Genomic DNA, 23,814 nt, shown 5'->3' with positions numbered 1-23,814 from the left:
CCTTCGTGCAGGTCATACCGGCTACGGCTATGGTAGCACCTAGCCCTGCTCTCCCGCCGGCTCAGAGATATCAGCCTGCCGAGCCCTTATGAGTACTCTCCCCAACGCTCAGGTCCTATCTATCTGCCGGAGCACGTATCCGCAGTCTGTACTCTCCCATCGGCTCCCTCTAGAAGCTCTCCATAAGCTGAGCGGCCTTGATTCCCTCCCCCTTAACTCAACTTAGGAATGATCACATCATGCAACTCAGCTCAAAAAAGTCGTAAATCGCATCCATTTTCATTAATGATACACAAGATTAACGTTATAAAATATTGTTCTATGCTCACGGCAATAGATGGTGCAGTGAGGCTAGCTTCCCTGAGCGGTTGGGAGATTGGACAAAAGAGAGCGGGCATATATATTCAATGTATAGAGTAATGTCAGTGCATAGAGTGATGTCAGCGCATAGAGTGATGTCAACGCATAGAGTGATGTCAACGCATAGAGCGATGTATATTGTGCATAGGAGTGCTGGAGTCCGATAGGGCGATTGCATCAATGGCATCAAGGGAAGAGAAGCGGATTGACAACAGTCATTCCGCGCCCTATAATTCAGATATCAATCAAAATAGCCAATGTTGGTTATCCAATGTTTCACCAATCATTATTTATCGCACAATTGGAAGGGAGCTGACGCATTGTGACCGACTTGATTATTCTCTCCTTACTGCGCCAGCGGCCGATGCACGGCTATGAAATTCAACAGACGATTCAGACCAGTCGCGTCGATGTGTGGACGAATGTGCTGTCCGGCTCCATTTATTACGCCTTGAACAAGATGGAGAAAGAGGGGCTGATTCGGACGGAAGCGGAAGAACGGACCGGAGCCCGCCTGCGGAAAATTTATGCCATTACGGAACAGGGTGAGCGGTATTTCAAAGAGAAGGTGCGGGAATCGCTGACCCTTGCGCCTCATTCGGTTAAGTCTGATTTCGTACTCGGTCTGACCTGGATAGACGAGCTCCCCCGGGAAGAAGCGAAGCCGCTGCTGGAGCAAAATGTGAAGGAGCTGGAAGCAACGCTGGAGCAGTGGAAGCTCGGGAAGGAGATTAAGCGTCAATACGGGCTCCCCCCAATCGCGGAAGCTTCGTTCGACAATGCGATCGCGCTGCTGGAGCTGGATATCGCCTATCTCCGTAAAGTAATCGGGCTGATGCAGCAGTAGCCAGGAGCAGTCTTGCCATAGCCGTTTCCCCGTATACCGGAGCGAGCGGCTTTTCCTTTCACCCACATATCCAATATTGGATATAAAACATTGGCTAAACAAAAAAGGAGATGATCAGTTCATGACCATGCAAGCGGACATCTTAATCGAAGCAGCAGGGCTCGTCAAAGCATTCGGGGGCCGTACCGTTGTGAACGGCGTGGACGTGACGATTCGGCAGGGAGAGGTGACTGCCATCATCGGAGCGAATGAAGCCGGGAAGTCGACGACGCTTGATTTGCTGCTTGGCCCCCGGCGGCCGGATCAGGGACAGATCAGCTACTGGACCAAAGATCCCTACCGCCATATCGGCCTGCAGCTGCAGTCGACTCCGTTCTTTCCCGGTTTTAACGCTTTGGAAAATTTGCGGATGTTCGCCGCTTTTTATGGCTGCCGGTTGCCCGACCGCATCCTGATGGAGCATCTGCGGCGCTGCGGACTTGGCGAAGCCGCACGGACCGATGCGGCACGGCTGTCCGGCGGCCAACAGAAGCGGCTCGCCATCGCCATGGCGCTTGTGCATCATCCGGCGCTCCTGTTTCTCGATGAGCCGACGGCGGCGCTCGACCCCCGGGCACGGCACGATATCCGGGAATTGATTCATTCCCTGGCGGAGGCCGGCACCTCTCTCATCTTCACCTCGCACGATATGGAAGAGGTATATAAGCTCGCGTCGCGCATCATCATGATGAACCAGGGCGTCATTCAGGCTGACGGGACGCCGGAGGACCTGCTCGCGGCGCACCAAGCGGACAGTCTGGAGGAGCTGTACCTTCGGATGACAGAAAGCTGAGCCGTCTGACCGAATCCTTATTAAGGAGGAAATTTTAGCGATGATTACGAACCGGCGCGCGGACTGCGCTGACGCTGGCTGTCAGCTGCTGCATCGTCACGATGGCCGTCCTCATGCTTGGAGTTACTCTGCATGTGGCGAATGCCGGGCTTATGTTCCTCGTGCTGCTCGTCGGGACGGTATGCTTCACGGCAATCGGTTATATCGCGGCGAATCTGTCGCGGGACTTAAAGGCAATGTCAATATGATCTCGAACTTGATGAGCTTCCCGATGCTGTTCACGAGCGAAGCGTTCTTCCGTCTGGATGGCGCGCCGGAGTGGGTACGCATCATCGCTTCGATCCAGCCGTTTCACTACTTCGTCAAGGCGATGGACGCTGCCATTCATGCAGGCGGATCGGCCGGCCTGGTATGGGAGCCGCTCGCCATCCTGGCCGGATTCACCGTGCTCTGCATGACCATCGCGATATTGACCTTCCGCTGGGATGCCGAGCAGGCCGGGTTGAGGCGGAAGCGGCGCACGCATGCGATGTCCGGCTAACCCATGTCTTCCGTAGAGGAAGGAACGCCCTCGACTTGTACTGACGAATGGCCTAGCGCTCCAGCATACGCGAGGCGCAGGCAGGCCGCCTCCAGCATGCATTGAATTCGCTGGCCCGGCCCGCCCATTATCCGCGTGAAGGGACGGCTTCTTCCGCCAACGCCAGCAGCCCGCGGCTCAGGCAAGTGGGAGCGTGCATCCGCTTCCGCTCGCCGGGGAATTGGATCTCGACAGCCTCCTCATCCAGGCTGACAATCTCGCCCAGTCCGAAGGCCGCATGCTTCACCTTCGTTCCGGCCCCGATCCCGCTCCATGTCCGAAGTGCATTCGGGAGCATAGGGGCCGCTCCTGCCTGCGGTACGGACACGATCGGCGCCGGTGCCGGGCTCGCCGCAGCCGCCGGCTGAAGCTTCTCCAGATAAGACACGAACCGGGAGCGCTTCGCCTTCTCGCCGCCCCGCTCCCGGTAGGACAGCAGCTCCAGATGGGATTTCGCCCGCGTCATGCCCACATAGAACAGCCGGACCGCTTCCTCCATCTCTGCGGTCTCGCCTTTGTCGTAGCTGCGGATATCCTCCTGCGACGGGATGATGCCTTCCACCAGGTCGATCATGAACACATGCTCGAACTCCAGCCCCTTCGCGCTGTGAAACGTGGAGAACGTCACCGCGTTCGCGCCCCGGTTCCGCTTCGCAGAGGCCATGATCGCCTCCAGCTGCTTCAAGCGCGCCGCGAAGTCCGGCAGCGTAGCGAGGCCGTCGGCGATATTGTCCAGCGTGTTCAGTATGCCGACGATATACTCCTTGCGGAAGCCGAGCCGCTCGCATGTTTTCTCGACGGCCTTGTCATAGCCCAGCTTCGTGCGGATGACGCGGATAGCCGCTTGCGGGGTCATCTCCTTCAGCCGGGCGAAGGTTACCTTGCTTTCCTGCAGCAGACCGATCTGGTAGTCCTGCAGCGGGACATGGCGAAGCAGATTGTCGAATACCGATTCGCCGTTGTGAATGGCCTTCAATGCCGCCATTTGCTGCTTCGAGATGTAACCGTTGAACTTGAGATGGATTTTTTCCAAAAGATCAGGCCGCCGGTCGGTAAACGCCATCCGCATAAAGTTCAGCACATCCTCGACCACCCAATGCGAGAAGAACCGGCTGTCCCCGTCACGAATAAAAAACGGGATGCCGGCGCGATCGAACTCGTTCATAAGCGCAATGGAAGAAGAATTGTTGCGGTAGAGCACGGCGGTGTCGCGCAAGTTGGCAATGGCGGACACGCTCTCCGCCACCCTTTTCGCCTGATCCTCGTATTCGGCGACCTCCGTGATGGCAATCGGCCGGTTCGGCGGGTTGGCCGTAAACATCTGCTTGTCATACCGCTGCTTGTTCTGCTTGATGAAGCGGTTGGCTGCTTCGACGATATTGCGCGACGAGCGGTAATTCTGCTCCATTTTCAACAGCTTCGCATCGGGGTACACTTGCTTGAACTGCAGCAAATAATCCGGCTCCGCGGCCCGCCACGTATAAATGCTCTGATCATCGTCAGCCACGACGCACAGATTCCGGTGCGGCTGCGCCAGCTTGCCGATAATCTCGTGCTGCACGAGCGAGGTGTCCTGGCTCTCATCGGTCAAAATATAATCATAGCGGGACTGGTACCGCTCCAGCAGCTTCCGGTCCCGGCTCAACGCCTCATGGGCGACCGTCAGCATATCGTCGTAATCAAGCAGGAGCTTGTCCGTTCCCGATCGCTTGAATTGCTCGTACTGCCGGGCGATATGCGCCGCCTTCGGCACGCTGCAGGGGACGCGTTCCCATTGGTCCGCGGGAAGCAATTTATTTTTGACAAAGCTGATGTAAGTCGTTAATTCATCCATCTGATCATCGGCGATATGTTCTCCTGCGATCGTTTTGTACAGCTCGCGGAGAATGAGCTTTTTGTGAAGTGCCGGCATTCCATGCGCGGCTTCTTCCCGGCTCTCCAGATCGATATCCCCTTCGATGATCCGGAAATCGGTGCGCGCATTCCGCAGATGTTCGCGCGTGACCGCGAACGCCAGGCTGTGAATCGTCGAGAAGTCGACGCTGCGGACCGGCAGCTCGGGACATAGCCGCGCGAACCGATCCCTCATGTCTGCCGCAGACGCCCTGCTGAAGGTGATCGCCTTGATGCGTGACGGATCTGCCTTCTTTTCCGCGATAAGATACCCGATCCTCATCACGATTGTCGTCGTCTTCCCCGATCCGGGAGAGGCCAGCACCAGCATCGGCCCGTCCGTATGAAGGACCGCCTCGGTCTGCACGTCGTTGAGAACGATGCCTTCCCGCTGCTTGCGCGCCAAGAACCCTTCCTTTATATGCATGGCCATACTATCCTTTCGTTGTTGCCTGTGGCTGCTCTCGGTTCAAGCCCGATGCTCTCCATTGTACCTGTTATCCTGCCATGAAAAAAAGAGCCCGGACATCCGGACTCTTCGCTGTATGGCACGCCCTAAGGCTGCAAATAAGCGGGAGGGTTACGATTGACGGTTCATCTCATAATTGTTCTGGTGCATTTCCTTAATGAGATGCTGCAAAAAGTGCTGCTCCTGATGGCTTAGTCCGTGCTGGTTTTCTTGCAGAAGATACTGTTGAATATTGCGGCGCAGCAATTCATTTTTGCGTTCCAACATATGCTCGTTACTCAAAATCGTCACTCCCTGCTGGATTGGATTTACGCATTCCCAATCGATGCGTAAACGGCTTCTGTAAGTATAACGGATAAGGGCCTGTAGTTGAAAATGTCCTGAAAACGCCTCAGCACGCCTCTCACGACCGGAAGCGCGCTGCTTGAAGCCTGAGCACTTCCGCTTACAGTTATCCTCCGTCATGCTCGAAAATTCAGCCCTCTGGCCATTCCGCCGAGAGCCGCCGCGACGATTCACTCCCCGCCTTGCCGACGGGCCAATTGCTTGTAAATGTCCACGATCTCCTCCAGCTTCATTCGCACCAGCCCGCTGGACGACGGCGCCACGAAATCGCGCACGCCTTCGACGACCGTCTCATCCTGGAATCCCCAGTCCACTCCTCTTCGCCCGCTGTAAGCTTCATACACGCCCTTGCCGACGAAGCATACAGTCTGCGGGCGGTACGTCTCGATTTTGCGTCGCAGCAGCTTGCGCCCCTCCGCATACTCGGCCGCCGTAATCTCCGCCGCGGTCGCGGTCGGCCGGGCGACAATGTTGGTGAAGCCGTAGCCCAGCTTAAGCAGCTCTCCGTCCTCCTCGGCCCGGTACAGCCGCGGGGTCAAGCCGGCCCGGTACAGGATCGTCCAGAACCGGTTCCGCGGATTGGCGTAATGATGGCCCGTCTCTCCCGAGCGCGGGCTTGGATTGAAGCCGACGAACAGCACGTCGAGCCCCCAGGCAAGATGATCCGGTATCGGATTCATAAGTACCGCCTCCTGATCTTGTTCTATTTATGGCAAATATAATTAATGGGATGAATACTAAAGGGCAGTAATGAACGCTTGCTGGTTCCAGGGTCGATCCTATGCTTATAATACCTATGAGCGGCATCGAATCAAACGCGGCTAATCCGCCTGTAAAGATAGACAAGATTGTAGTCAAAATATATAGAAAATATATAGGAAATACATGTCCAAGCACAAGGAGGGGAGGATTCGCCATGCTGCTGCATCTTACCTATCTGTCCGGGGGCCACAAGGTCACCGGATATTTGAGCCTGCCGCCCGGATCCCGCCTGGATCCCGAGCGGTTGGGGCTCTGGCTTCGCGGCCTCTATGCGTGCCCGGAGCTTCCGCGCCCGACGGAAACGGCCTGCGGCTGGCCGCCGGAACGCCGGGACATGTCGGCGGGACGCTGGCCGGTCCTTCTCTATTGCCGCGGGGGAATGGGCAAGTTCGGCCGCGTGCGGACGCATTGGCTGGAACAGTTCTCCAGCCATGGATATATCGTCTTCGCCCCATGCTACCGCGGCAACGAAGGGGGCGAAGGCCGGGACGAATTCGGCGGCGCCGATACGGAGGACGTCCGCGCCGCTTGGCGCATGCTTGCCCAACTGCCGTTCGTCGATGCGCGGCGCATCTCTATTATGGGCTTCTCTCGCGGAGCCATCAACGCGGCCAGGACGGCGGCAAGCGCCCCCGGCATCCACCGCCTTATTCTATGGAGCGGCGTCTCGGATCTGGCGCAGACGTACGAGGAACGCGTCGATCTGCGGCGCATGCTCAAGCGCGTGCTCGGAGGGACGCCTGCCCGGCAGGAAGCGGCGTTCCGCCTCCGCTCCCCGCTCCATCTGGCGGAGCGGATTGGCTGTCCCGTCCTGCTTATCCACGGGACGGAGGATGAGCAGGTTCCTTATGCTCATGCCATCCGAATGCGGGACAGGCTGGCATCGCTCGGCAAGGAGAGCACGCTGCATGCCTATGCCGGGGAGGGCCATTTATTCCCGCCCGGGAAGCACCGCGAAGCCGTAGAGCGAATGTTCCGCTGGATAGAGGAGACAGGACGCTGAGTTCGGCGCGCTGCCATACATAACCAGCCCGTTCCCGGCGCACACTGCAATGTAGAAGCGTTTTTCGCCTCTTTTTAAAAGAGGGAAAACGCTGCTGCGAGAAATATAAGCCAAGTAGACTCCGAACCGGATACTTTCTTATATTTTATCAAAACGAATGAGGTGAATTCGCCATGGGCTACTCCGGCGTTCGTTTTTTGCTGCTGTGCTGCGCCGCATCGTTGCTATGGATCACGGCATCCTGCGCAAGGCCGAATCCGAATCCGATTGAACCGCCCGGTCCGACGAGCACGGCGCTTCTGGACGGATCGCATATCGATGCGATGGGCAACCGGCTGATCCCGCTGCGCGAAGCCGCGCATGCGCTCGGCTTGCGTATGGAGGACCGCGACCAAGTCGTGCGCATCGGTTATACCGACGTCATCTATGAGCTCTATCCGGGTCGCCCCGAAGCGCTCTCTTCCGGCCAGGCAGTCACGCTGCCGCAGGCGCCCGTCCGGCTGAAGGGAGCGCCGTTCGCCACCATCGAATCCCTGTCCTTGCTGCTCCAGGCTCCGGTGCAATGGAATCCGGAACGGCAGACGATCGATATCGGAGCCATCCGCAATGGAGGGCAGACGCCTTCCGCCGGCGGCAGCTCGGCACACGGGATCCATATGGCCGGCGCGGGGGTGGACGCCCAGGCCTTGATTCAATATGCGAAGTCGTTCCTAGGGGTGCCATACGAATTCGGAGCCGGCCCTTATGAAGAGTCGAAGAAGTTCGACTGCTCCTCCTTCACCCAGCATGTGTTCGCGCATTATGGAGTTCAACTCCCGCGCCTGGCCCAGGATCAAGCCAAGCAGGGCTCTGCCGTCACCAGGGAGAATCTCAAGCCTGGAGATCTGATCTTCTTCACCGTTCCCGGACGGTTCGAGGATGACCGGATTCCGGGACATGTCGGCATCTATGTCGGCAATGGCCAGTTCATTCATACATGGGGCGATCCGGGCGTCCAGATTAGCGATGTGGACGGCGAACATTGGGGCTCCATGCTTCTGTCGATGCGCCGGGTCATCTAACGCTGGAGGCCTGTCCCAACGGGCAATAACGGTCAATCCGGACGCGAGGCGCTCCGTGCGGAGTCAAGAGCTGCGGGAAGCAAATGAAGAATAGGATGGGAATCTCCGGCCGGATCACGATATAATGGATGAGATAATCCGGTGAGACGGAGGAGAAGCCGCGGGACAACCGCTGCCGCTTCCCGCTCCCGGGTTGACCTGAAGCCAAATGGGGGAGCGACGATGAAGCATTGGGGAAAAACCGTCGTATTTCTAGTGGTGGCCGCCGTCTTGACGCGGGTCATTCCGTTTTCTTCTTTCTTTCGCAATGCAGATACGCTCGTGCATGAGTTCGGTCACGCGATCGTCACCCTGCTCGTGTCCGGCAAAGTATTGTATATTCATTTATTCGCCGATCATAGCGGAGTCACGTTCTCTTCCGCGGCAGCCCATTCGTGGCGCTTCATTCTTATCGCGCTCGCCGGCTATACCGTCTCGACGGTGTTCGCGGTCCTGCTGTTCTACGGGTATGCCCGCGGCAAGCAGCAGACCGGATTAACGGCTATTGTTATCGTGACGGCCATCAGCCTGCTCTTCTTCGTGCGCAACGGCTATGGCGTCATGTGGTGCGTCGGCTTCCTGCTCTTGACCGCCGCCATCTGCTTCTGTCCATGGCCATGGCTGCGGCAAGGCTATTACTTGCTGGTCGCCTTCATCGCCCTGGTCGAATCGGTCCTGGGCCCGGTGTTCCTGCTCATCCTGCCCTGCTCGGAGCGAGGGAATGCCTGCGGCTCTTCCTTCATCCGAGGAGAAGCCCCCGCTCCCGTTAACGGTAGCCCGGTCGGATGCGGCTCCACCCTGCTCGCCGTAGACGAATGGCTAAGGGCTGCGGGTGAAGCGCATTGCTGCCGAGAACTGTTCGAGAACTGTTATAGAAGGAAGGGAGTGTCCCCTAGCCATTGAAGCATGACATTAGGGCAAGAATGGACAACCGAGAAGGTAGAGGCGGGAAAAGCGGTAGGGGACTAACGGCGGAAAATGGTTGGGCAGCCAATCCTGCATTTGTGCAGGAATTTATGCTATTTCAGCCGCTGCCTGATGCAATTCCTGTAAAAGTGCATCCTTAACGCGGACTTTTTCTTTCCAGCCATTGGCATGACTGAAATTAATGTAATTTTGCAGGAATTGCGTTAACGGAGTATACGGCACAAGGGAAAACTGTATTTTCGCAGTTTTGTCAGCAAGTCGAGCTGTGAGCAGCAGGGTAGGGCTATGGGGCTGTCTCAATGTTTGTAGCTAAAAGCTACTTATGGGACAGCCCCTTCTTCGTATCCGGCTTACATATTCAGCCGCGAGATGAATTCCTCCGCGGCGCTGTATCCCTGCTGCTGCAAATAATAGTTGTTGGCGGCCGCCTCGACCAGGCTGGCGACATCCCGTCCGGGCTGAAGCTGAATCTGGACGGTCGGAACCTTCACGTCCATATATTCCGTGAACCGGGGCTCCAGCTCCAGCTCGTTGTTCAGCTCGTTGTCCTTCCACTTGGTCAGCTCGATATCGAGCACGATGCGGGTCTCTTCCTGAAAGGCGCTGCGGCCGTAGATGCGGGCCACGTTAATGAGCCCGATGCTGCGCAAAGCAAGAAATTCGCGCGTCTTGCCGTCATGGGTGCCGATCAGCGTCTCGTGGTTCATCTTGCGCAGGACGACCGCGTCATCCGAGACGAGGCGATGCCCCCGGCGAATGAGCGTCAGCGCCGTCTCGCTCTTGCCGATGCCCGACTTGCCGCGCAGCAAAATGCCGATGCCCGCCACGTTCATGCATACACCATGCACCTGAATCTCGGGCGCCAGCATTTTCGTCAAATAAGAATCAACCAGTCCGATGAACTTCGATGTCGTCATGGAGGTGCGGAGCAGCGGAATGTCTTCCCGCCGGCAATGATCGATCAAGTACGTGAGCCCTTCCTGATCCCGAGTAACGACGAAGCAAGGGGGATGGTATTTCACGACGTTTTTGATCCGGGCATCGCGCTCTTCCTCGGTCAGCGTATGAAGGTACCCGATCTCCTTCAGTCCAAGCACTTGAATGCGTTCCTGCGGGAAAAATTCATAGTACCCTGCGAATTCAAGCCCCGGACGGTGCACGCGTGTCTTGGAAATGGTGCGGTTCAGGCGGTTCTCGCCCGTCAGCACTTCAAGCTTGAACTTCTCCACGAGCTGTTGAATCATGACCGTTTTCATCTCATCACCTCATCGGATCCAATGTTCCTTATATTCTAACAAAAAGAGGAGCAAAAAACCCATCCATCGTGAAAGTTTTCACTAATTTATTTAGAGAAAAATGGACTGTTTGTCCAAGAAGGAAAAAAAGGGGCTGTGCAAGTGTAGTCTGGTCGCTACAGCGAGACACTCCCCCTTATTCTTAAGGCTCGACTTGCCGAAATACTGCAATAATGCAGTATGCCCTTATGACGATTGCTTCGTTACAGGAATTCCTGCAAACACGCATGAACTTCAGTATATGAAAGAGATAGTAACCAGACATTAGCTGAAAAAATGTTCTTTTGCAGGAATTTAATAAAATATTGGATCAAAGGGCCTACATTCCTGTTTTAACGCAGGATTGCACTGCATCATCCATCTTCCGCCGCTGTCTTCCGTTGTTTCATAAGGCGTTGCTTCGAATACCGGGAACCAATCCGGCTCATGCCCAGATATCTGAAAAAAATTGTGATGTTACCAATATCTCTATTATAGTCGAAGAGATCGGGAGAGGAAATCACCTCTCTCCTTGAAGTTTCTATTTTCTGTATAAAATTGTATAATAATGTACGTTGAACAATCGTTTCTATGAGAATGGATTGAGAAAATAGGTTCGGAACATTTACCATGATAAATTCCACATTTTCTTCTCGTAAAAACGTCCATTTTATTTTAATTTCTGGCGAACAAGTGGTAAACTAAGTGTAAACGCAAACATTGGGTATGTCATTTTAGATATACTCATAGATTTGGCATAATCCGTAAGGAGGTCTAGCATTCATGTCGGCTGCAGAAGTTACTGAGAAGGAAAGGGTATGGAAGGATTACTATGGACCCAATCTCGGGTACATCCAGGAACAGTACGAGCAATACGTTAACGATCCCGAATCCGTCGAAGCGAATTACCGGGACCTGTTCGCCCGCTTCGGGCCGCCGCCTGCTTCAATCGGTTCCCAGTCAGTAGGAGCCGCTGCTCCGGTCTCGCTGGACGGAGACGGGTTAAATAAAGTCGTCTCCTCCGTCAAGCTGGCCGGCATTATTCGCACCTTCGGCCATCTGGCGGCCGATATCGATCCATTGGGCATTAATCCGCCCGTGGATACCCGCCGCTTCGAGCCGGAGACCTACGGCTTGACCCGCGCGGATCTGGAAGCTCTGCCTGCCTCGATCGTGCTGAAGGAGGCGCCTGCCGGCGTACACACCTGCTGGGATGCGATCGAGCATCTGCGCGCGGTGTACACCCGATCCATCGCGTACGAATTCAGACATGTGCATGACGAGGAAGAATTGAAGTGGCTGCGCAGACATACGGAATGCCTCAACTCGCCGGAGCCGCTTACTCCGGCCGAACGCGTCGCTCTCTTGAAACGGCTCATCGAGGTGGAGCAGTTCGAGACGTTCCTGCACCGCACTTTCGTTGGGCAGAAGCGCTTCTCGATCGAAGGCACCGATGTTCTCGTGCCGATGCTAGACGAACTCGTCCGCGCCTCCGCGGCCAACGGCACTCAGCATATCCTCATGGGCATGGCCCATCGAGGCCGGTTAAACGTGCTCGCGCACGTGCTTGGGAAGCCGTACGGCAAGATTTTCTCGGAGTTCCATCACTCTCCGAACAAGGACCTGTTCCCGTCGGAAGGCTCGATGGGCATCAACTACGGCTGGACCGGCGACGTGAAGTACCATCTGGGCGCCGATCGCTCCGTAACCGAAGGCAATACCGTGCGGACCAAGGTTACGCTCGCGAACAACCCGAGCCATCTGGAGTACGTCAATCCGGTCGTGGAGGGCTTCTCCCGCGCCGCCCAGGATGACCGCAGCCAGCCGGGCTATCCGCGCCATGATACCGGCAAGGCCGCGACGGTGCTCATGCACGGCGATGCCGCCTTCCCGGGGGAAGGCATCGTCTCGGAGACGCTGAACTTCAACAAGCTGCGCGGCTTCCAGAACGGAGGCACGCTGCACATTATCGTCAACAACCGCATCGGGTTCACGACGAAGAGCGAGGACTCCCGCTCCACGCATTATGCGAGCGACCTGGCCAAAGGCTTCGAGATTCCGATCGTGCACGTGAACGCGGACGATCCGGATGCATGCATCGCTGCCGTTCGCATGGCGGTCGAGTACCGGAGCGTGTTCAAGAAGGACTTCCTGATTGATCTGATTGGCTACCGCCGCCACGGCCACAACGAGATGGACGATCCGGAAGGAACGTCGCCGTTCGTGTACCGCAAGGTGAACCAGCATCCGACCGTGTATGCCCTCTATGGCGAGCGGTTGAAGCAGGAAGGCCTGGTCGGCGACGCGCAGATCGAACAGATGAAAAAGGATGCCGAGGCTGTCCTGCAGCAGGCGTATGACAAGATGAAGGAGACGACCGACCGGGCGTACCGCCACAATACGGGCGAGCCGCCAAGCCGCTTGTCCGGCAACGGCACCGCCGTGCCGCTCGAGCAGCTGCGGGAGATCAACCGCGAGCTGCTGTTGGTGCCGGAGGGCTTCCAGGTCTATCCGAAGCTGCAGCGGATTTTGCAGCGCCGGGCCAACGCGCTCGATGAGGGCGAGAAGGTCGACTGGGCGCTCGCCGAGACGCTGGCGTTCGCGACGATCCTGGCGGAAGGGCAGCCGATCCGCATCACCGGGCAAGATTCCGAGCGGGGCACCTTCTCGCAGCGACATCTCGTGCTGCATGACTATAAGACGGGAGAGACGTTCTCGCCGCTGCACCGCATTCCGCAGGCGAAGGCCTCCTTCGCTATCTATAACAGCCCGCTGTCCGAGGCGTCTGTGCTCGGGTATGAATACGGCTATAATGTATTCGCGCCAGAGACGCTCGTTATCTGGGAGGCGCAATACGGCGACTTCGCCAATGCGGCGCAAGTTATTTTCGACCAGTTCATCGCTGCCGGCCGGGCGAAATGGAACCAGAAGTCCAATCTCGTCGTCCTGCTGCCGCACGGCTTCGAAGGCCAAGGTCCGGAGCATTCCAGCGCCCGCCTGGAGCGGTTCCTGCAATCGTCCGCAGAGCATAACTGGACGGTTGTCAATCTGACCAGCGCCGCGCAATACTTCCATCTGCTGCGCCGCCAGGCCGCGATCGGCGGAACCGATGAAGCGCGTCCGCTTATCGTCATGGCGCCGAAAAGCCTGCTGCGCAACCCGCGGAGCGCATCGCCGGGCCGCGAGTTCAGCGAAGGGCACTTCCATCCGGTCTGGGATGAAGCCGTGGAAGGCCAGCAGCCGAAGAAGGTGGAACGCCTGATTCTGGCGACCGGCAAGATGGCGATCGATCTGCAGACAGAACTGGAGACGTCGGATCGGGATCACTCTTGGCTGCATATGATCCGCGTCGAACAGCTCTATCCGTTCCCGCAGGAGGAGATTGCGGCTATCATCGAACGCTATCCGGCCCTGAAGGAGATCGTCTGGGTGCAGGAAGAGCCGAAAAATATGGGTGCGTGGACGTACATGGAGCCGCGGATTCGCGAAGTGGCTCCGAAGAAGGTGCCTGTCCACTATATCGGACGTCCGGAGCATTCCAGCCCGGCGAGCGGGTATGCGGATGTCCATAGCTTCGAACAACGCCAAATCATTACCGAATCTTTTGCATCGCTCGACAAAAACTAATTAACCTGGGAGGTTACGGTCGTGGCTGAAATCAAAGTGCCTGATCTTGGAGAATCGATATCGGAAGGAACCTTGCATAAATGGCTTGTCAAAGTAGGCGACACGGTAGGTCAAGGAGATCTGCTCGCCGAGTTGGAAACCGACAAAGTCAATCTGGAAATCAGCGCCGAAGAGAGCGGAGTCATTGAATCGATCCTGAGAGGGGAAGGCGAGAATGTCGCCGTCGGCGAAGTCATCGCCGTCATCGGCTCCGGGGCGGGAGCAAGCGCTCCAGCGCCAGCTCCGGCGGCGGAAGCGACTGCCGCAGAGAAGGAAAGCGCTTCGGCCGCAGCTCCGGCAGCGCCGGCCCCAGTGCCTGCGCCTGCTGCGGATAGCGGCGCATACCACGCGTCTCCGGCGGCGCGCAAGCTGGCGAGAGAGAAGGGCATCGACTTGAACGGCGTGTCTGCCCGCGACCCGATCGGCCGCATCCAGCATGATGACGTTCAGGCGAACGCAGCCCGTCCGGCGGCAGCTCCGGCAGCGGCTCCGGTTGCGCCGGTGAAGCCTCCGGCTCCGGCTTCCGGTGGGGCTGGCGATTCGGCCAAGCCGATCGAGCGCCAGCGCATGTCCCGCCGCCGCCAGACGATCGCGACTCGCCTGGTGGAGGCGCAGCAGACCGCGGCTATGCTGACGACGTTCAACGAAGTCGACATGACTGCGATTCTCGATATCCGGAAGCGGCGCAAAGACGCCTTCAAGGAAAAGCATGATGTCGGTCTCGGCTTCATGTCGTTCTTCACGAAGGCGGTCGTCGGCGCATTGAAGGCTTACCCGCTGCTGAACGCCGAGATCGACGGACAAGATATTCTCGTGAAGAAATTCTACGATATCGGCATCGCCGTCGCAGCGAAGGAAGGCCTCGTCGTGCCGGTCGTTCGCGACGCCGATCGGCTCAGCTTCGCGGAGATCGAGCGCTCCATCGCTGAACTGGCGACGAAGGCCCGCTCCAACTCGTTGGCCTTGTCCGATCTGCAAGGCGGTTCTTTCACGATTACGAACGGCGGCGTCTTCGGTTCCCTGCTGTCGACGCCAATCTTGAACGCGCCGCAGGTCGGCATCCTCGGCATGCACAAGATCCAGCTGCGTCCGGTCGCCATCGATGAAGAGCGTTCGGAGAACCGTCCGATGATGTATATCGCCCTCTCCTACGATCACCGCATCGTCGATGGAGCGGAAGCTGTCGGATTCCTGGTCAAGGTCAAGGAGATGCTGGAAGATCCGGAGACGCTGCTCCTCGAAGGATAACGCGTCCCCTATAGAATATGTAATCAGAACAGCCGGCTCTGCGGAGCCGGCTGTCTGTATTCTCGCTGCGCCGAGCGCAGCCCGGTTGGCGGCGCGCAGCCCATCTTTCGCATGGCGGGCCTACCACCTGCTCGCCCGCGCCCCCTTCGCGGAAAATTGCTTTGACTTCCCCAAATCCGCGTGATAGGATAATTTTGGAGATTCCGTATTGTAGAGGATCATATCGATATTGCCACTATGCGGCTGCCTGCTGGCAGGCCGCTTTTTCTGTAACATGCGGTTGAACGGAATTCGCATACATTCTAGTTGCAACGAGGTGCAGCGGTTGACGACCACCGTATTTTTCGCTTCGAAATCGTTAGGCGCCCTGACGGACAGCCAACTGCAGCGGATGCTGGACCGCTTCGGGCTGGGCCGATTGCTTCACTCCGCGCCTACAGAGCACGGAGTCATGAAGCAGACGCTGTTCGTCACGTCCACAGCCGGGCAATCCGCTCTATCCCGGACAGTGGAAGGAAGAAGCGTTTTTTATTCGCCATTTGCACGCGAAGACCGGAGTCAAGGTCCCTTATCCCTATCTGATTGACGAGTCGGATGATATTTTCGGCTGGAGCTATGTTCTCATGCCCCGCCTCCCCGGAAGGCATATCCACGATCCGGAGCTGCTGCATCATGAAGACGCATGCGGCATCGCGGCAGCGCTCGGGCGCTCCCTTCGCGCGCTGCACGGATGGAAGGCAGATCATCCCGGGGAATTCGATCCGGACATCGGCCATATCCGCACGTTCGCCGGCTCCTACACGGCGTGGCTGTACGGGACGGTTCGCTATTGGCTCGATGACGCCGCGAAGTACTCCGTCATTACGGACCGGGACAAGGCATGGGTGGAACAGCTCTTAGACGACGCGCAGCCGGCAATGGACAGGCTCGCCTCCCCCAGCTTCGTCATGGGCGACTTCAAGCCGGAAAACGTGCTCGTGCAGCAAACCGATTCGTGCAGCAAACCGATCGAGGCTGGGAAGTGAGCGGCGTGATCGATTTCACGACGTCCTATTTCGGGGATGCCGCCGCAGACTTGCCCAAGTTGACGGCGCTGTATCTGGAACGGGGAGAAGAAGAGGAAGCCGCCAGCTTCCTGTCCTCCTATATCCAGAAGAGTAACCATGTCGGGGATAATGCTCCGCTGCAGGAACAATTCCGGCAAGGACTTCTGGAACGGTTCCGCATCCTTAGGATCGAACCAGGATCAGATGACTCGCCCGAGAAGCGAAGGAGAATGAGCACAGTGAAAAAGAAGGTCATGAGATCATTTTATATTTGAAGGAGCAGACCGTCAGGCAGATCGCTTTCTCTTCTCCGGCGTTCTCTACAGCGGAAGGAGTTAATACCGGCAATTTCGCGGATTATGCCGATTTCTTTACCCGCTTGGAATGCCGGCAGCGCTTCGTGCACCTTCTCGAGGAATGGAAGCCTGTCAGCCCATAAATGAATTTACGGCGCTCCGTCCGAATACGCCACCAGCACTTCCGTGATGATGATGACCGCCCCCATCAGAACGAGAATCGATGGTCCCTGGTATTTGGCGGAGCACCATTTTTTAATGAAAATAATCGGCAAAAAAGACGAGACTCATCCAGCGAACGGCATCGTATTTCGGCGCGGCCAGCTGCCAGGCTGGGCTCCGGCCCCCAGCACGCTGCTTACGAATACCGCTCCGCTGGCCGCCATGACAGCCGCATTCAAGAGGGCTGTTTGATCGTAATGCGCATCATGCATCCAGTCCCTTATCTTGAATTTGAGATGATTCTAGCCAATCACCGCCCTCATTCCCAGCGAGGAATTTCCTGATTTTTTACTGATACTCCGAAGCGCCTCCCGGGATACCTTCTCATTATGAACCATTGATCCCCTTTGCTGCCGGACCTGTGAACCGGGACTTACGGCTTATCATCCCGGCGATCGGATACCGACCGAGCCGGAACTGATGGAGCTATTCGGTCGTAGGCCGCTCGACGGTCCGCTAAGCCGTCAAGATCTTGGTACATGCCGGCGTGCTGGAAGTCCGGCAAGGGGACGGGATTGGCCGCGGAACGGCGCACGGACGGCGATCTGAGGGGGATGAAGCGGCTGCTTGAAGAGCGGAAAAAGGCATTGGAGACCGGCAATTATGCCTCCCAGGTGGATTTTGATGCCGAGTTCCACTGTTCGATTGCAGAGGCAAGCCAAAATCCATTGCTGCTCGATCTGTTCCGGGCCTTCTCCAACGCACTGCGTGGCGAGCTGAGCCACCTCATCGTCGGCACGAAGCATTATGAGAATCGGTCGGAATTGCATGAACAGCTGTACCAGGCGCTTTCGGCCCGGGACGCCGATACCGCCGTGCGCGTGTCGCTGGCCAATCTGGCGCCGCAGGGGCGCGGCGGCAGCGAATAACGGTTGCCAACCTAGAGGAGAGGAGAGACGTTATGGTCATTGATGTTCGCGATGTAACCTGGAAGAGAGACAACAAGACGATTCTGGATCGGGTAGCCTGGAAGGTGAAGCCGGGAGAGCACTGGTGTCTGCTCGGGCTGAACGGCTCGGGGAAAACGACCTTATTGAATATGATCAACGGCTATATCTGGCCGACCTCGGGAAGCGTCTCCGTTCTCGGCAAGCGGTTCGGCACCTTCGATCTGCGCGAGCTGCGCAAACACATCGGCTGGGTAAGCACCTCCCTGCAGCAGAAGCTATACGGGCACGAGACCGTGCAGAAGATCGTGCTCAGCGGGAAATTCGCCTCGATCGGCTTGTACGATGACATCGAGGAGGCTGACGAGGAGAAGGCTTTGTCCTTGATCCGGCTGCTCGGCTGCGAGCGGCTGCTGAACCGCACCTACGACACGTTATCGCAGGGCGAGCGGCAGCGGGTGCTCATCGGCCGGGCGCTGATGGCGTCGCCGAAGCTTCTTATCCTGGACGAGCCGTGCACGGGACTCGATATTTTCGCCCGCGATCAGTTGCTCCATATGATTCAATCGATTGCGTTCGAGCCGGATGCCCCGACTCTTATCTATGTCACGCATCATGTCGAAGAGATAATGCCCTGCTTCAACAAAACCCTGCTCATCAAGCAAGGAACCGTATTTTCGTCCGGGAATACGGCCGATCAGTTGACCTCGGCCCATTTAAGCCAATTTTTCCATGCGCGCATCGAAGTGCGGCAGGAGTTGGGCCATCGCTACTCCCTTCAATTGCTGGACATGGAATAATACGCTTTCCCTTCCTGCTTCAACACGATATTGCTTTCAAGCACAAAAGCCGACCCGCGTCGGCTTTTGCTGCTTCCGCCTTCTCCCTGCCGCCGAAGGCAAATTCCGGCTTGGCCGAAACCTTATACAAAAGGCGGATAATAGATGATGTCCGGATCGTAGCGGTCGCCGTCATAAGGATTCCCGCTCCAGCGAAAATGACGATCTTGCCTTTGTCCAGCTCTTGTTCATGCTGGTGCGAGACGCCCATAGACCTCATTTTGGCGCGCAGCTCGTCGCCATGGGAGCGGAACAGAACGCGGTGAAGACGCCTTCTTCGGCCACGCCGATCTCAGAGGCAGCCGCTTGTTCGGCGATATTCTCCATCCGCTTCTTGTCATGGGCCAGCACGTCCAGATGGTCTCGGTTATAACCCAGATTGGCCAGATCCTGAATCTTCGCTTCGGCCTCCTTTCCCGTATTGACCGTGTACACCTTCGTCTGCTTGTTCATGTCGATTCCTCCTTCATTTTCTCTGTATTCGGTGGGGGTCCGGCCGGCTTACTGTGTTCTTAACCGCACCCTAAGGCCGTCAAACATCCAACAGCCTGAAAGGGAATCGGTTCTGCTTTTTTTGATCAACAAAAAAAGGGGGTGTCTCACAGGCACTGCAAAATGATGGAGATGACGAGGTAACAGAGAATGTGGATCCGGGAAAAACGGCGGCGCAACTGGTGGAAGATGGATGAAGCAGTGAAATGCTGCGTGGATGCATCAATTTCTGCTCTTTCAGCCGCTATTTGATGAAATTCCTGCAAAATTTACATGATGTTTATCGATTTTTGTCTTTTATCGATTGGATAGTCAGAAATTGATGCCGTTTTGCAGGATTCCCTGTAACGGAGTACACGCCTTAAAGGAAAGCTGCCGTTTTGCAGTTTTCGGCGAGTCGAGCTTTGAGAATCAGGGGGGGCTGTCTCACTGTAGTGAAATACTACTTTTGGGACAACCCCCTTGATTCCTGCTTCCGTTCGATAGCAGGATTGTTTTGCGCCGCACCCTGCCTGGGACGCTTAGAACTGTGCCACGACGCCCTGGGATGGAGCGGACAGCACGTTTACCGCACGGCCGTCCGAAACGGTGAGGACGTAGATAATATATGTTTCCCCATTGGCAAGAGGATTGCCATAGGCGTCTTTATCGTAGGAGTTCAGCGTAACCATGCCTTCTCCTGAAGGAGATATGGCTTTAGAGCTGTTTGCTCCTGCCCAATTAGCCTCATCCAGCGTAAAGCTGCCTGCCCTGTTGGAAGGCACCGCCATCACGGCATAGTATGCAACGCCTCTCTCATTCGTCGGCTTGCTGAAGTAGACCCGCAGGTCGCTTCCATTCATCTCCGCCGTTACGTTCGTCGCCGGAGATACGTATTGAGCCGACAAGACCACCTCGCGGGATGGATCAGAGAGCGCATTGGCCGAGCTGACCCGGCTGTCGGCTACGGTGAGAACATAGAAGCGATAAGCGCTGCCGCTTGTGATCGCCTCTCCTCTCACGTCGCGTGCGTTATCTGGCAGAGACAGGCGAATCGTGCCGCCCTCCTTCGCCGCATACGTGTAATATGGCGTATTGTTGGCATCCGCCAACCCAAAGCTCTGATCCGACTTCACGGCCATCACGCGGTATTCCAGCACGCCATAATCATTGGACGGCGCGGTGAAGCTCACCTCGATATCGCGCGCCGTGCCGCTATTGCCTGTTACGTTGGCCGTTACGTTCGACACCGCAGAGACCGACGAGTTGCTTGTCAGCACGATTTCCGGAGAAGCACCGGATAACATATTGGCGTTATTGCTGTTGTTGCTGACGGACAAGACAAATACCTTGTAGCCGACGCCATTTCGAATCGCCGCTCCATCAACGTCCCGCGCCGAGGAGGACAGAATCTGATCAATATTTCGGCCTGTCTTGCTTACATACGTATAGTTGTAGCTGGATACGTTGTTGGCACGATACAAGTCGAAGCGGCTTGCATCAGCCGATTTCACGACCATGATCCGGTAATGCGAGATGTTCGCTTCATCCACCGCCCGGTTGAAGCTGACTCGCATATCGCGGCCGTCGTTATAATCGTTGACGTCGCTTGCCATGACGTTGGTAGCCGGATACACCGTCGAGTTATTGCTCAACGTGATGATGTTCGAATAGCTGGACAACGTATTGGAATAACTGCCCGAGCCGACAGACAGGACGAACACGCGGTAGCTGATGCCGTTCCGAATCAGCGACCCGTCGACATCTCTCGCGCCGGACGAGAGCGTCACGCTCTGGTTGGTGCCATTGCGGCTCACATATGTGTAATTATAGCTGGATACATTGTTCGCATCCCCTACCGTGAAGCGCCCCGCATCGGACGACTTCACGACCATGACGCGGTAGTGGCTGATATTCGACTCATCCGCCGCGCGGTTGAACGTTACCCGCAGGTCGCGGCCATCGCCGTAATCATTGATATCGTAAGCCTGAACATTGGTCGCGGCATACACGGCCGAATTGCTGGACAGCGTAATGGCGCTGGAAGCGTAAGACAACGCATTGGAATAGCTGCCTCTGCCTACCGACAGGACAAACACGCGATAGCTCACACCGTTCCGAATATATGAGCCGTCCGCATCTCTTGCGCGGGAGGAGAGCGTCAAGCTCAGATCGCGCCCCGTCTTGTTCACTCTCGTGTAGTACGAGCTCGATACATTGTTCGCATCCGACACAGTGAACCGGTCCGCATTGGATGTCTTCACGACCATGACGCGATAGTGATCAATCAACGACTCGTCGGAAGCCTTGTTGAACGTGATTCGCATGTCGCGGCCGTCATTATAGTCGCTGACATCGCTAACTTGCACATTCGTGACTGCATTGGCGATGGAATTATGAGACAGCGTAATCGACGAGGACGCGCCACTCAGCACATTGTTAGAGCTGTACCCGGCATTCGACACCGCCATGACGAATACCCGGTAGGTCTCATTGTTGCGAATATAAGAGCCGTTGACATCCGTCAAGCTCGAAGACAAGGTCGTCGTGATATTGTATCCGGTCTTCGATACTTGATAATAGCGGCTGGAAGACAATTTGTTCGCTTCGGTCAGATCGAAGCGGGTGTAGTCCCGGTTCGGCACGACGAATATGCGATAGTGGCTCACCTTCGACTCATCGGAAGATCTCGTGAACGATACCTGCAGGTCGCGGCCGTCGCCGTAGTTGCTCACATCCGCCACGCTCGTAATGACTGGCGCGCCAACGGTGGTGCCCAGCGTAATCGTCGCCGTGGACGAAGAGAGCTGATTGGAATGACGATTCAAATGATTGCTTACGGACAAGACGAACACCGTATAAGGCACGCCGTTGCGAATTCTGTCTCCGGACGTATCCCGGGACGATGAGCTGAGTGTCGTCGACAGGGTCGTGCCGGATTTGTATACCGTCGTATAATTGGAGCTGGATACCTCATTCGCTGCATTCAGATCGAAGCGATGCGCATCCTTCGACTTCACGACCATGACGCGATAGTTGGCGATATTGCTCTCATCGGAAGCCCGTGTGAAGCTCACGGACATATCTCTTCCATCGCCATAATCGGCAACGTCACGCGCCTGCACATTCGTGGCCGCATAGGCTGAATCGCCTGTCAGCGTCACGGTCTGCGAAGGCCGGGATAATACATCCTGGCTGCGTTTGCCCACCGTCAACACATACACGACGTAGGATTGGTTCGCCCGGAGAACATCTCCGTTCACGTCGCGGGTCCAGGAATTGAGCGAAAGAGAAGGATTTCGGCCATACGTATCTACGACCGTGTAGTTATTGTCCGATACCAGACGAGCCCGCGCCAGCGTAAAGGACGATGAATCCGAAGCCTTGACGACGAGAACGCGATAATGATCGATATTCGATTCCTGGGACGCCCGCGTGAAGCTGACGGTCAGGTCGCTGCCGTTACCCGCTTGGCCGGTTACTTTAGCATTTACATTCGTTGCCTGATAGACCCGGTCGCTCGGATAATCGTCCCAATCACGATCCGTCGTATTAATCGTTACGGTCTGCGTTCTGGAATTCCACAGCACTTGCTCGCCCATCGCTTCGCTGACGAAGCGCACCGGAACCATCGTTCTTCCCCGGATCGTCTGGGCGGGAACGTCCAGAGTCACGTTCGAATCATTGATCGTAGCTACCCTGGAACCGATCTTGAGGACAACGGTCGTGCCCGCCTTGGTCGCGGTCACGGTCTTCGTTCTCTGATTCCATCCTACCCTAGCATCCAACGCCTCGAAGATGGCCCGCAGCGGCAGCATCGTCCGCCCTCGAATCATCATTGGCGGTTGATCCGTCACCAGCTTGGATCCATTGATATACACACTGATTTGCGGGGCCGCCTGCACTTGCGCTTGAATGGCAAATGTAAACAACAAGGCAAATGCAATCAGTCCGGATAGTATCCTTTTCACAACTTCATCCTCCATTGGGTGTCATTTCAAATCTCTGAAATGTGTAACGCGGTTACTGAGGTAAATGTTTCTTTCTTTTTAAAAATATTTTCATTTTTGGTCAAATTATCGATCAAGTGCCCTAATGCAAGAAAGGCATGAACCCAGCCTCTCCGGCTCTGTCTTCTATGCTTCAATAATCGTCAGCAGCGGCCATTGCCCCCGCCATTGCTTGGCGTTGACCCGCGCCATATAATAGGCGGAATCGGGAAATGCCGGGCTTCGCCTGACGATCAACTGGAACAAATCCTCCAAGCCGTGCGGATGAATCACTTCTATCCGCGCCTCCCCATTCAGACGCGCGCCTACCGCCGTGGCCGTCTCCGGCCATCGGCTGAGCGCATCGAAGGTGGACGCGTATGGCGCCACGCCATTGCGAATATGCATTCTGGCCTGGTTTTTGACCGACCACTTTTCGTTGCCCGTCTGTCTTCTCAGTTCCAGCTCCAGCGCAACGTCCCGCTGCTCCGACAGATCCTCCGGGTCATAGTAGACGACATCGATATCCTGATGCCGCGCCCGGTACTCGAATCCATGCCGCCGATCCCAGATATAATTGCGAATATACCCGGCGGCTATATAGCATTGCGGCAGGTGGAGGTCCCTGACGATCCGCAAGTCGGCCAACAATTCCTCATGTTCTTCCAAATATTGAACCAGACGCTGCTCCAACACGGGGACTCCTCCTCTTTCGCAGGCGCGAGCATACTTGCCCGGTCCCGCTCCGTTGTCCAAGA

23 protein-coding genes are annotated in these 23,814 nt (G+C 56.5%); 15 read left to right on the top strand and 8 right to left on the bottom strand.

The window, feature by feature from the left end; translation table 11 throughout:
- The first annotated feature begins 682 nt into the window (after positions 1 to 682).
- From OCY70_RS09825 to OCY70_RS09810, 4 genes are all read left to right on the top strand, one after another.
- A complete protein-coding gene (locus OCY70_RS09825) occupies positions 683 to 1,207 on the top strand; it encodes a PadR family transcriptional regulator (RefSeq protein WP_133381611.1) in 525 nt (174 codons plus the stop codon).
- Between the two features lie 121 nt (positions 1,208 to 1,328).
- Positions 1,329 to 2,039, top strand: coding sequence for an ABC transporter ATP-binding protein (locus tag OCY70_RS09820; RefSeq protein ID WP_213427326.1), 711 nt, complete (start codon positions 1,329 to 1,331; stop codon positions 2,037 to 2,039).
- Between the two features lie 113 nt (positions 2,040 to 2,152).
- Positions 2,153 to 2,287: a hypothetical protein gene (locus OCY70_RS09815; protein WP_261944821.1), complete on the top strand. Its 135-nt coding sequence runs from the start codon at positions 2,153 to 2,155 to the stop codon at positions 2,285 to 2,287.
- A complete protein-coding gene (locus tag OCY70_RS09810; protein WP_213427325.1) occupies positions 2,284 to 2,580 on the top strand; it encodes an ABC transporter permease in 297 nt (98 codons plus the stop codon). The genes OCY70_RS09815 and OCY70_RS09810 overlap by 4 nt, the downstream gene beginning before the upstream one ends.
- Before the next feature lie 127 nt (positions 2,581 to 2,707).
- On the opposite strand, the gene OCY70_RS09805 is transcribed toward OCY70_RS09810, so the two are convergent.
- The 3 genes from OCY70_RS09805 to OCY70_RS09795 form a co-directional block, all read right to left on the bottom strand.
- Positions 2,708 to 4,939: an ATP-dependent helicase gene (locus tag OCY70_RS09805; RefSeq protein WP_213427324.1), complete on the bottom strand. Its 2,232-nt coding sequence runs from the start codon at positions 4,937 to 4,939 to the stop codon at positions 2,708 to 2,710.
- 153 nt (positions 4,940 to 5,092) lie between these two features.
- Positions 5,093 to 5,272, bottom strand: a complete 180-nt coding sequence (locus OCY70_RS09800) for a hypothetical protein (RefSeq protein WP_306433919.1) — start codon at positions 5,270 to 5,272, stop codon at positions 5,093 to 5,095.
- Positions 5,273 to 5,496: 224 nt separating this feature from the next.
- Entirely contained in the window at positions 5,497 to 6,006 is a 510-nt protein-coding gene (locus OCY70_RS09795; RefSeq protein WP_261944820.1) for a mismatch-specific DNA-glycosylase, read from the bottom strand.
- Positions 6,007 to 6,242: 236 nt separating this feature from the next.
- Here OCY70_RS09795 and OCY70_RS09790 point away from each other — a divergent pair, with 236 nt between their 5' ends.
- The 3 genes from OCY70_RS09790 (at position 6,243) to OCY70_RS09780 (ending at position 9,094) form a co-directional block, all read left to right on the top strand.
- Positions 6,243 to 7,091 (top strand): alpha/beta hydrolase family protein, encoded by an 849-nt coding sequence (locus OCY70_RS09790; RefSeq protein WP_213427322.1) that lies wholly within the window; start codon positions 6,243 to 6,245, stop codon positions 7,089 to 7,091.
- 173 nt (positions 7,092 to 7,264) lie between these two features.
- Entirely contained in the window at positions 7,265 to 8,152 is an 888-nt protein-coding gene (locus OCY70_RS09785; protein ID WP_213427321.1) for a C40 family peptidase, read from the top strand.
- A 141-nt stretch (positions 8,153 to 8,293) separates the two neighbouring features.
- Positions 8,294 to 9,094 (top strand): M50 family metallopeptidase, encoded by an 801-nt coding sequence (locus OCY70_RS09780; RefSeq protein ID WP_249724771.1) that lies wholly within the window; start codon positions 8,294 to 8,296, stop codon positions 9,092 to 9,094.
- Positions 9,095 to 9,468: 374 nt separating this feature from the next.
- Here OCY70_RS09780 and hprK read toward each other — a convergent pair whose 3' ends face one another.
- On the bottom strand, positions 9,469 to 10,374 hold the full coding sequence (gene hprK, locus OCY70_RS09775; protein WP_213427320.1) for an HPr(Ser) kinase/phosphatase: 906 nt from the start codon (positions 10,372 to 10,374) through the stop codon (positions 9,469 to 9,471).
- Positions 10,375 to 11,175: 801 nt separating this feature from the next.
- Between hprK and OCY70_RS09770 the strand changes: the two genes are divergently transcribed.
- From OCY70_RS09770 to OCY70_RS09745, 6 genes are all read left to right on the top strand, one after another.
- Positions 11,176 to 14,019: a 2-oxoglutarate dehydrogenase E1 component gene (locus OCY70_RS09770; RefSeq protein WP_213427319.1), complete on the top strand. Its 2,844-nt coding sequence runs from the start codon at positions 11,176 to 11,178 to the stop codon at positions 14,017 to 14,019.
- 21 nt (positions 14,020 to 14,040) lie between these two features.
- Positions 14,041 to 15,306, top strand: a complete 1,266-nt coding sequence (gene odhB / locus OCY70_RS09765; protein ID WP_213427318.1) for a 2-oxoglutarate dehydrogenase complex dihydrolipoyllysine-residue succinyltransferase — start codon at positions 14,041 to 14,043, stop codon at positions 15,304 to 15,306.
- Between the two features lie 325 nt (positions 15,307 to 15,631).
- Positions 15,632 to 15,892 carry a hypothetical protein gene (locus OCY70_RS09760; RefSeq protein ID WP_249724770.1) on the top strand — a complete coding sequence of 87 codons (261 nt, stop codon included), beginning with the start codon at positions 15,632 to 15,634 and terminating at the stop codon, positions 15,890 to 15,892.
- The gene (locus tag OCY70_RS09755; protein ID WP_249724769.1) at positions 15,846 to 16,331 is read left to right on the top strand and encodes a phosphotransferase family protein; all 486 of its coding nucleotides are present in this window, start codon (positions 15,846 to 15,848) and stop codon (positions 16,329 to 16,331) included. The genes OCY70_RS09760 and OCY70_RS09755 overlap by 47 nt, the downstream gene beginning before the upstream one ends.
- Positions 16,328 to 16,627: an aminoglycoside phosphotransferase family protein gene (locus OCY70_RS09750; RefSeq protein ID WP_249724767.1), complete on the top strand. Its 300-nt coding sequence runs from the start codon at positions 16,328 to 16,330 to the stop codon at positions 16,625 to 16,627. The genes OCY70_RS09755 and OCY70_RS09750 overlap by 4 nt, the downstream gene beginning before the upstream one ends.
- On the top strand, positions 16,624 to 16,791 hold the full coding sequence (locus OCY70_RS09745; RefSeq protein ID WP_213427317.1) for a hypothetical protein: 168 nt from the start codon (positions 16,624 to 16,626) through the stop codon (positions 16,789 to 16,791). The genes OCY70_RS09750 and OCY70_RS09745 overlap by 4 nt, the downstream gene beginning before the upstream one ends.
- 6 nt (positions 16,792 to 16,797) lie before the next feature.
- Here the strand turns inward: OCY70_RS09745 and OCY70_RS09740 are convergent, their stop codons facing one another.
- Positions 16,798 to 16,923 carry a hypothetical protein gene (locus OCY70_RS09740; RefSeq protein ID WP_261944819.1) on the bottom strand — a complete coding sequence of 42 codons (126 nt, stop codon included), beginning with the start codon at positions 16,921 to 16,923 and terminating at the stop codon, positions 16,798 to 16,800.
- Between the two features lie 426 nt (positions 16,924 to 17,349).
- On the opposite strand from OCY70_RS09740, the gene OCY70_RS09735 reads away from it, so the two are divergent.
- Positions 17,350 to 17,739 carry a FadR/GntR family transcriptional regulator gene (locus OCY70_RS09735; protein WP_249724765.1) on the top strand — a complete coding sequence of 130 codons (390 nt, stop codon included), beginning with the start codon at positions 17,350 to 17,352 and terminating at the stop codon, positions 17,737 to 17,739.
- A gap of 32 nt (positions 17,740 to 17,771) precedes the next feature.
- Entirely contained in the window at positions 17,772 to 18,557 is a 786-nt protein-coding gene (locus OCY70_RS09730) for an ABC transporter ATP-binding protein (protein ID WP_213427315.1), read from the top strand.
- A 255-nt stretch (positions 18,558 to 18,812) separates the two neighbouring features.
- Here the strand turns inward: OCY70_RS09730 and OCY70_RS09725 are convergent, their stop codons facing one another.
- From OCY70_RS09725 to OCY70_RS09715, 3 genes are all read right to left on the bottom strand, one after another.
- Positions 18,813 to 19,049: a general stress protein gene (locus OCY70_RS09725; protein WP_213427314.1), complete on the bottom strand. Its 237-nt coding sequence runs from the start codon at positions 19,047 to 19,049 to the stop codon at positions 18,813 to 18,815.
- Between the two features lie 560 nt (positions 19,050 to 19,609).
- Positions 19,610 to 23,038 carry a copper amine oxidase N-terminal domain-containing protein gene (locus OCY70_RS09720; protein WP_261944818.1) on the bottom strand — a complete coding sequence of 1,143 codons (3,429 nt, stop codon included), beginning with the start codon at positions 23,036 to 23,038 and terminating at the stop codon, positions 19,610 to 19,612.
- A 165-nt stretch (positions 23,039 to 23,203) separates the two neighbouring features.
- Positions 23,204 to 23,752 (bottom strand): nucleotidyltransferase family protein, encoded by a 549-nt coding sequence (locus OCY70_RS09715; protein ID WP_213427313.1) that lies wholly within the window; start codon positions 23,750 to 23,752, stop codon positions 23,204 to 23,206.
- Positions 23,753 to 23,814 lie beyond the last annotated feature (62 nt).

The organism is Paenibacillus melissococcoides, assembly GCA_944800085.1.
Classification (GTDB): Bacteria; Bacillota; Bacilli; order Paenibacillales; family Paenibacillaceae; genus Paenibacillus_B; species Paenibacillus_B melissococcoides.
The sequence above is the reverse complement of the archived record's forward strand: the minus strand, read 5'-3'. Positions and strand labels throughout refer to the sequence as shown.

Excerpts from the sequence above, each read along its gene's own strand:
- hprK (WP_213427320.1), bottom strand. The coding sequence starts at position 10,374 with ATGAAAACGGTCATGATTCAACAGCTCGTGGAGAAGTTCAAGCTTGAA.
- OCY70_RS09790 (WP_213427322.1), top strand. The coding sequence starts at position 6,243 with ATGCTGCTGCATCTTACCTATCTGTCCGGGGGCCACAAGGTCACCGGA.
- OCY70_RS09820 (WP_213427326.1), top strand. The coding sequence starts at position 1,329 with ATGACCATGCAAGCGGACATCTTAATCGAAGCAGCAGGGCTCGTCAAA.
- OCY70_RS09805 (WP_213427324.1), bottom strand. The coding sequence starts at position 4,939 with ATGCATATAAAGGAAGGGTTCTTGGCGCGCAAGCAGCGGGAAGGCATC.
- OCY70_RS09785 (WP_213427321.1), top strand. The coding sequence starts at position 7,265 with ATGGGCTACTCCGGCGTTCGTTTTTTGCTGCTGTGCTGCGCCGCATCG.
- OCY70_RS09795 (WP_261944820.1), bottom strand. The coding sequence starts at position 6,006 with ATGAATCCGATACCGGATCATCTTGCCTGGGGGCTCGACGTGCTGTTC.
- OCY70_RS09770 (WP_213427319.1), top strand. The coding sequence starts at position 11,176 with ATGTCGGCTGCAGAAGTTACTGAGAAGGAAAGGGTATGGAAGGATTAC.
- OCY70_RS09730 (WP_213427315.1), top strand. The coding sequence starts at position 17,772 with ATGGTCATTGATGTTCGCGATGTAACCTGGAAGAGAGACAACAAGACG.
- OCY70_RS09735 (WP_249724765.1), top strand. The coding sequence starts at position 17,350 with ATGCCGGCGTGCTGGAAGTCCGGCAAGGGGACGGGATTGGCCGCGGAA.
- OCY70_RS09815 (WP_261944821.1), top strand. The coding sequence starts at position 2,153 with ATGCTTGGAGTTACTCTGCATGTGGCGAATGCCGGGCTTATGTTCCTC.
- OCY70_RS09725 (WP_213427314.1), bottom strand. The coding sequence starts at position 19,049 with ATGAACAAGCAGACGAAGGTGTACACGGTCAATACGGGAAAGGAGGCC.
- OCY70_RS09810 (WP_213427325.1), top strand. The coding sequence starts at position 2,284 with ATGATCTCGAACTTGATGAGCTTCCCGATGCTGTTCACGAGCGAAGCG.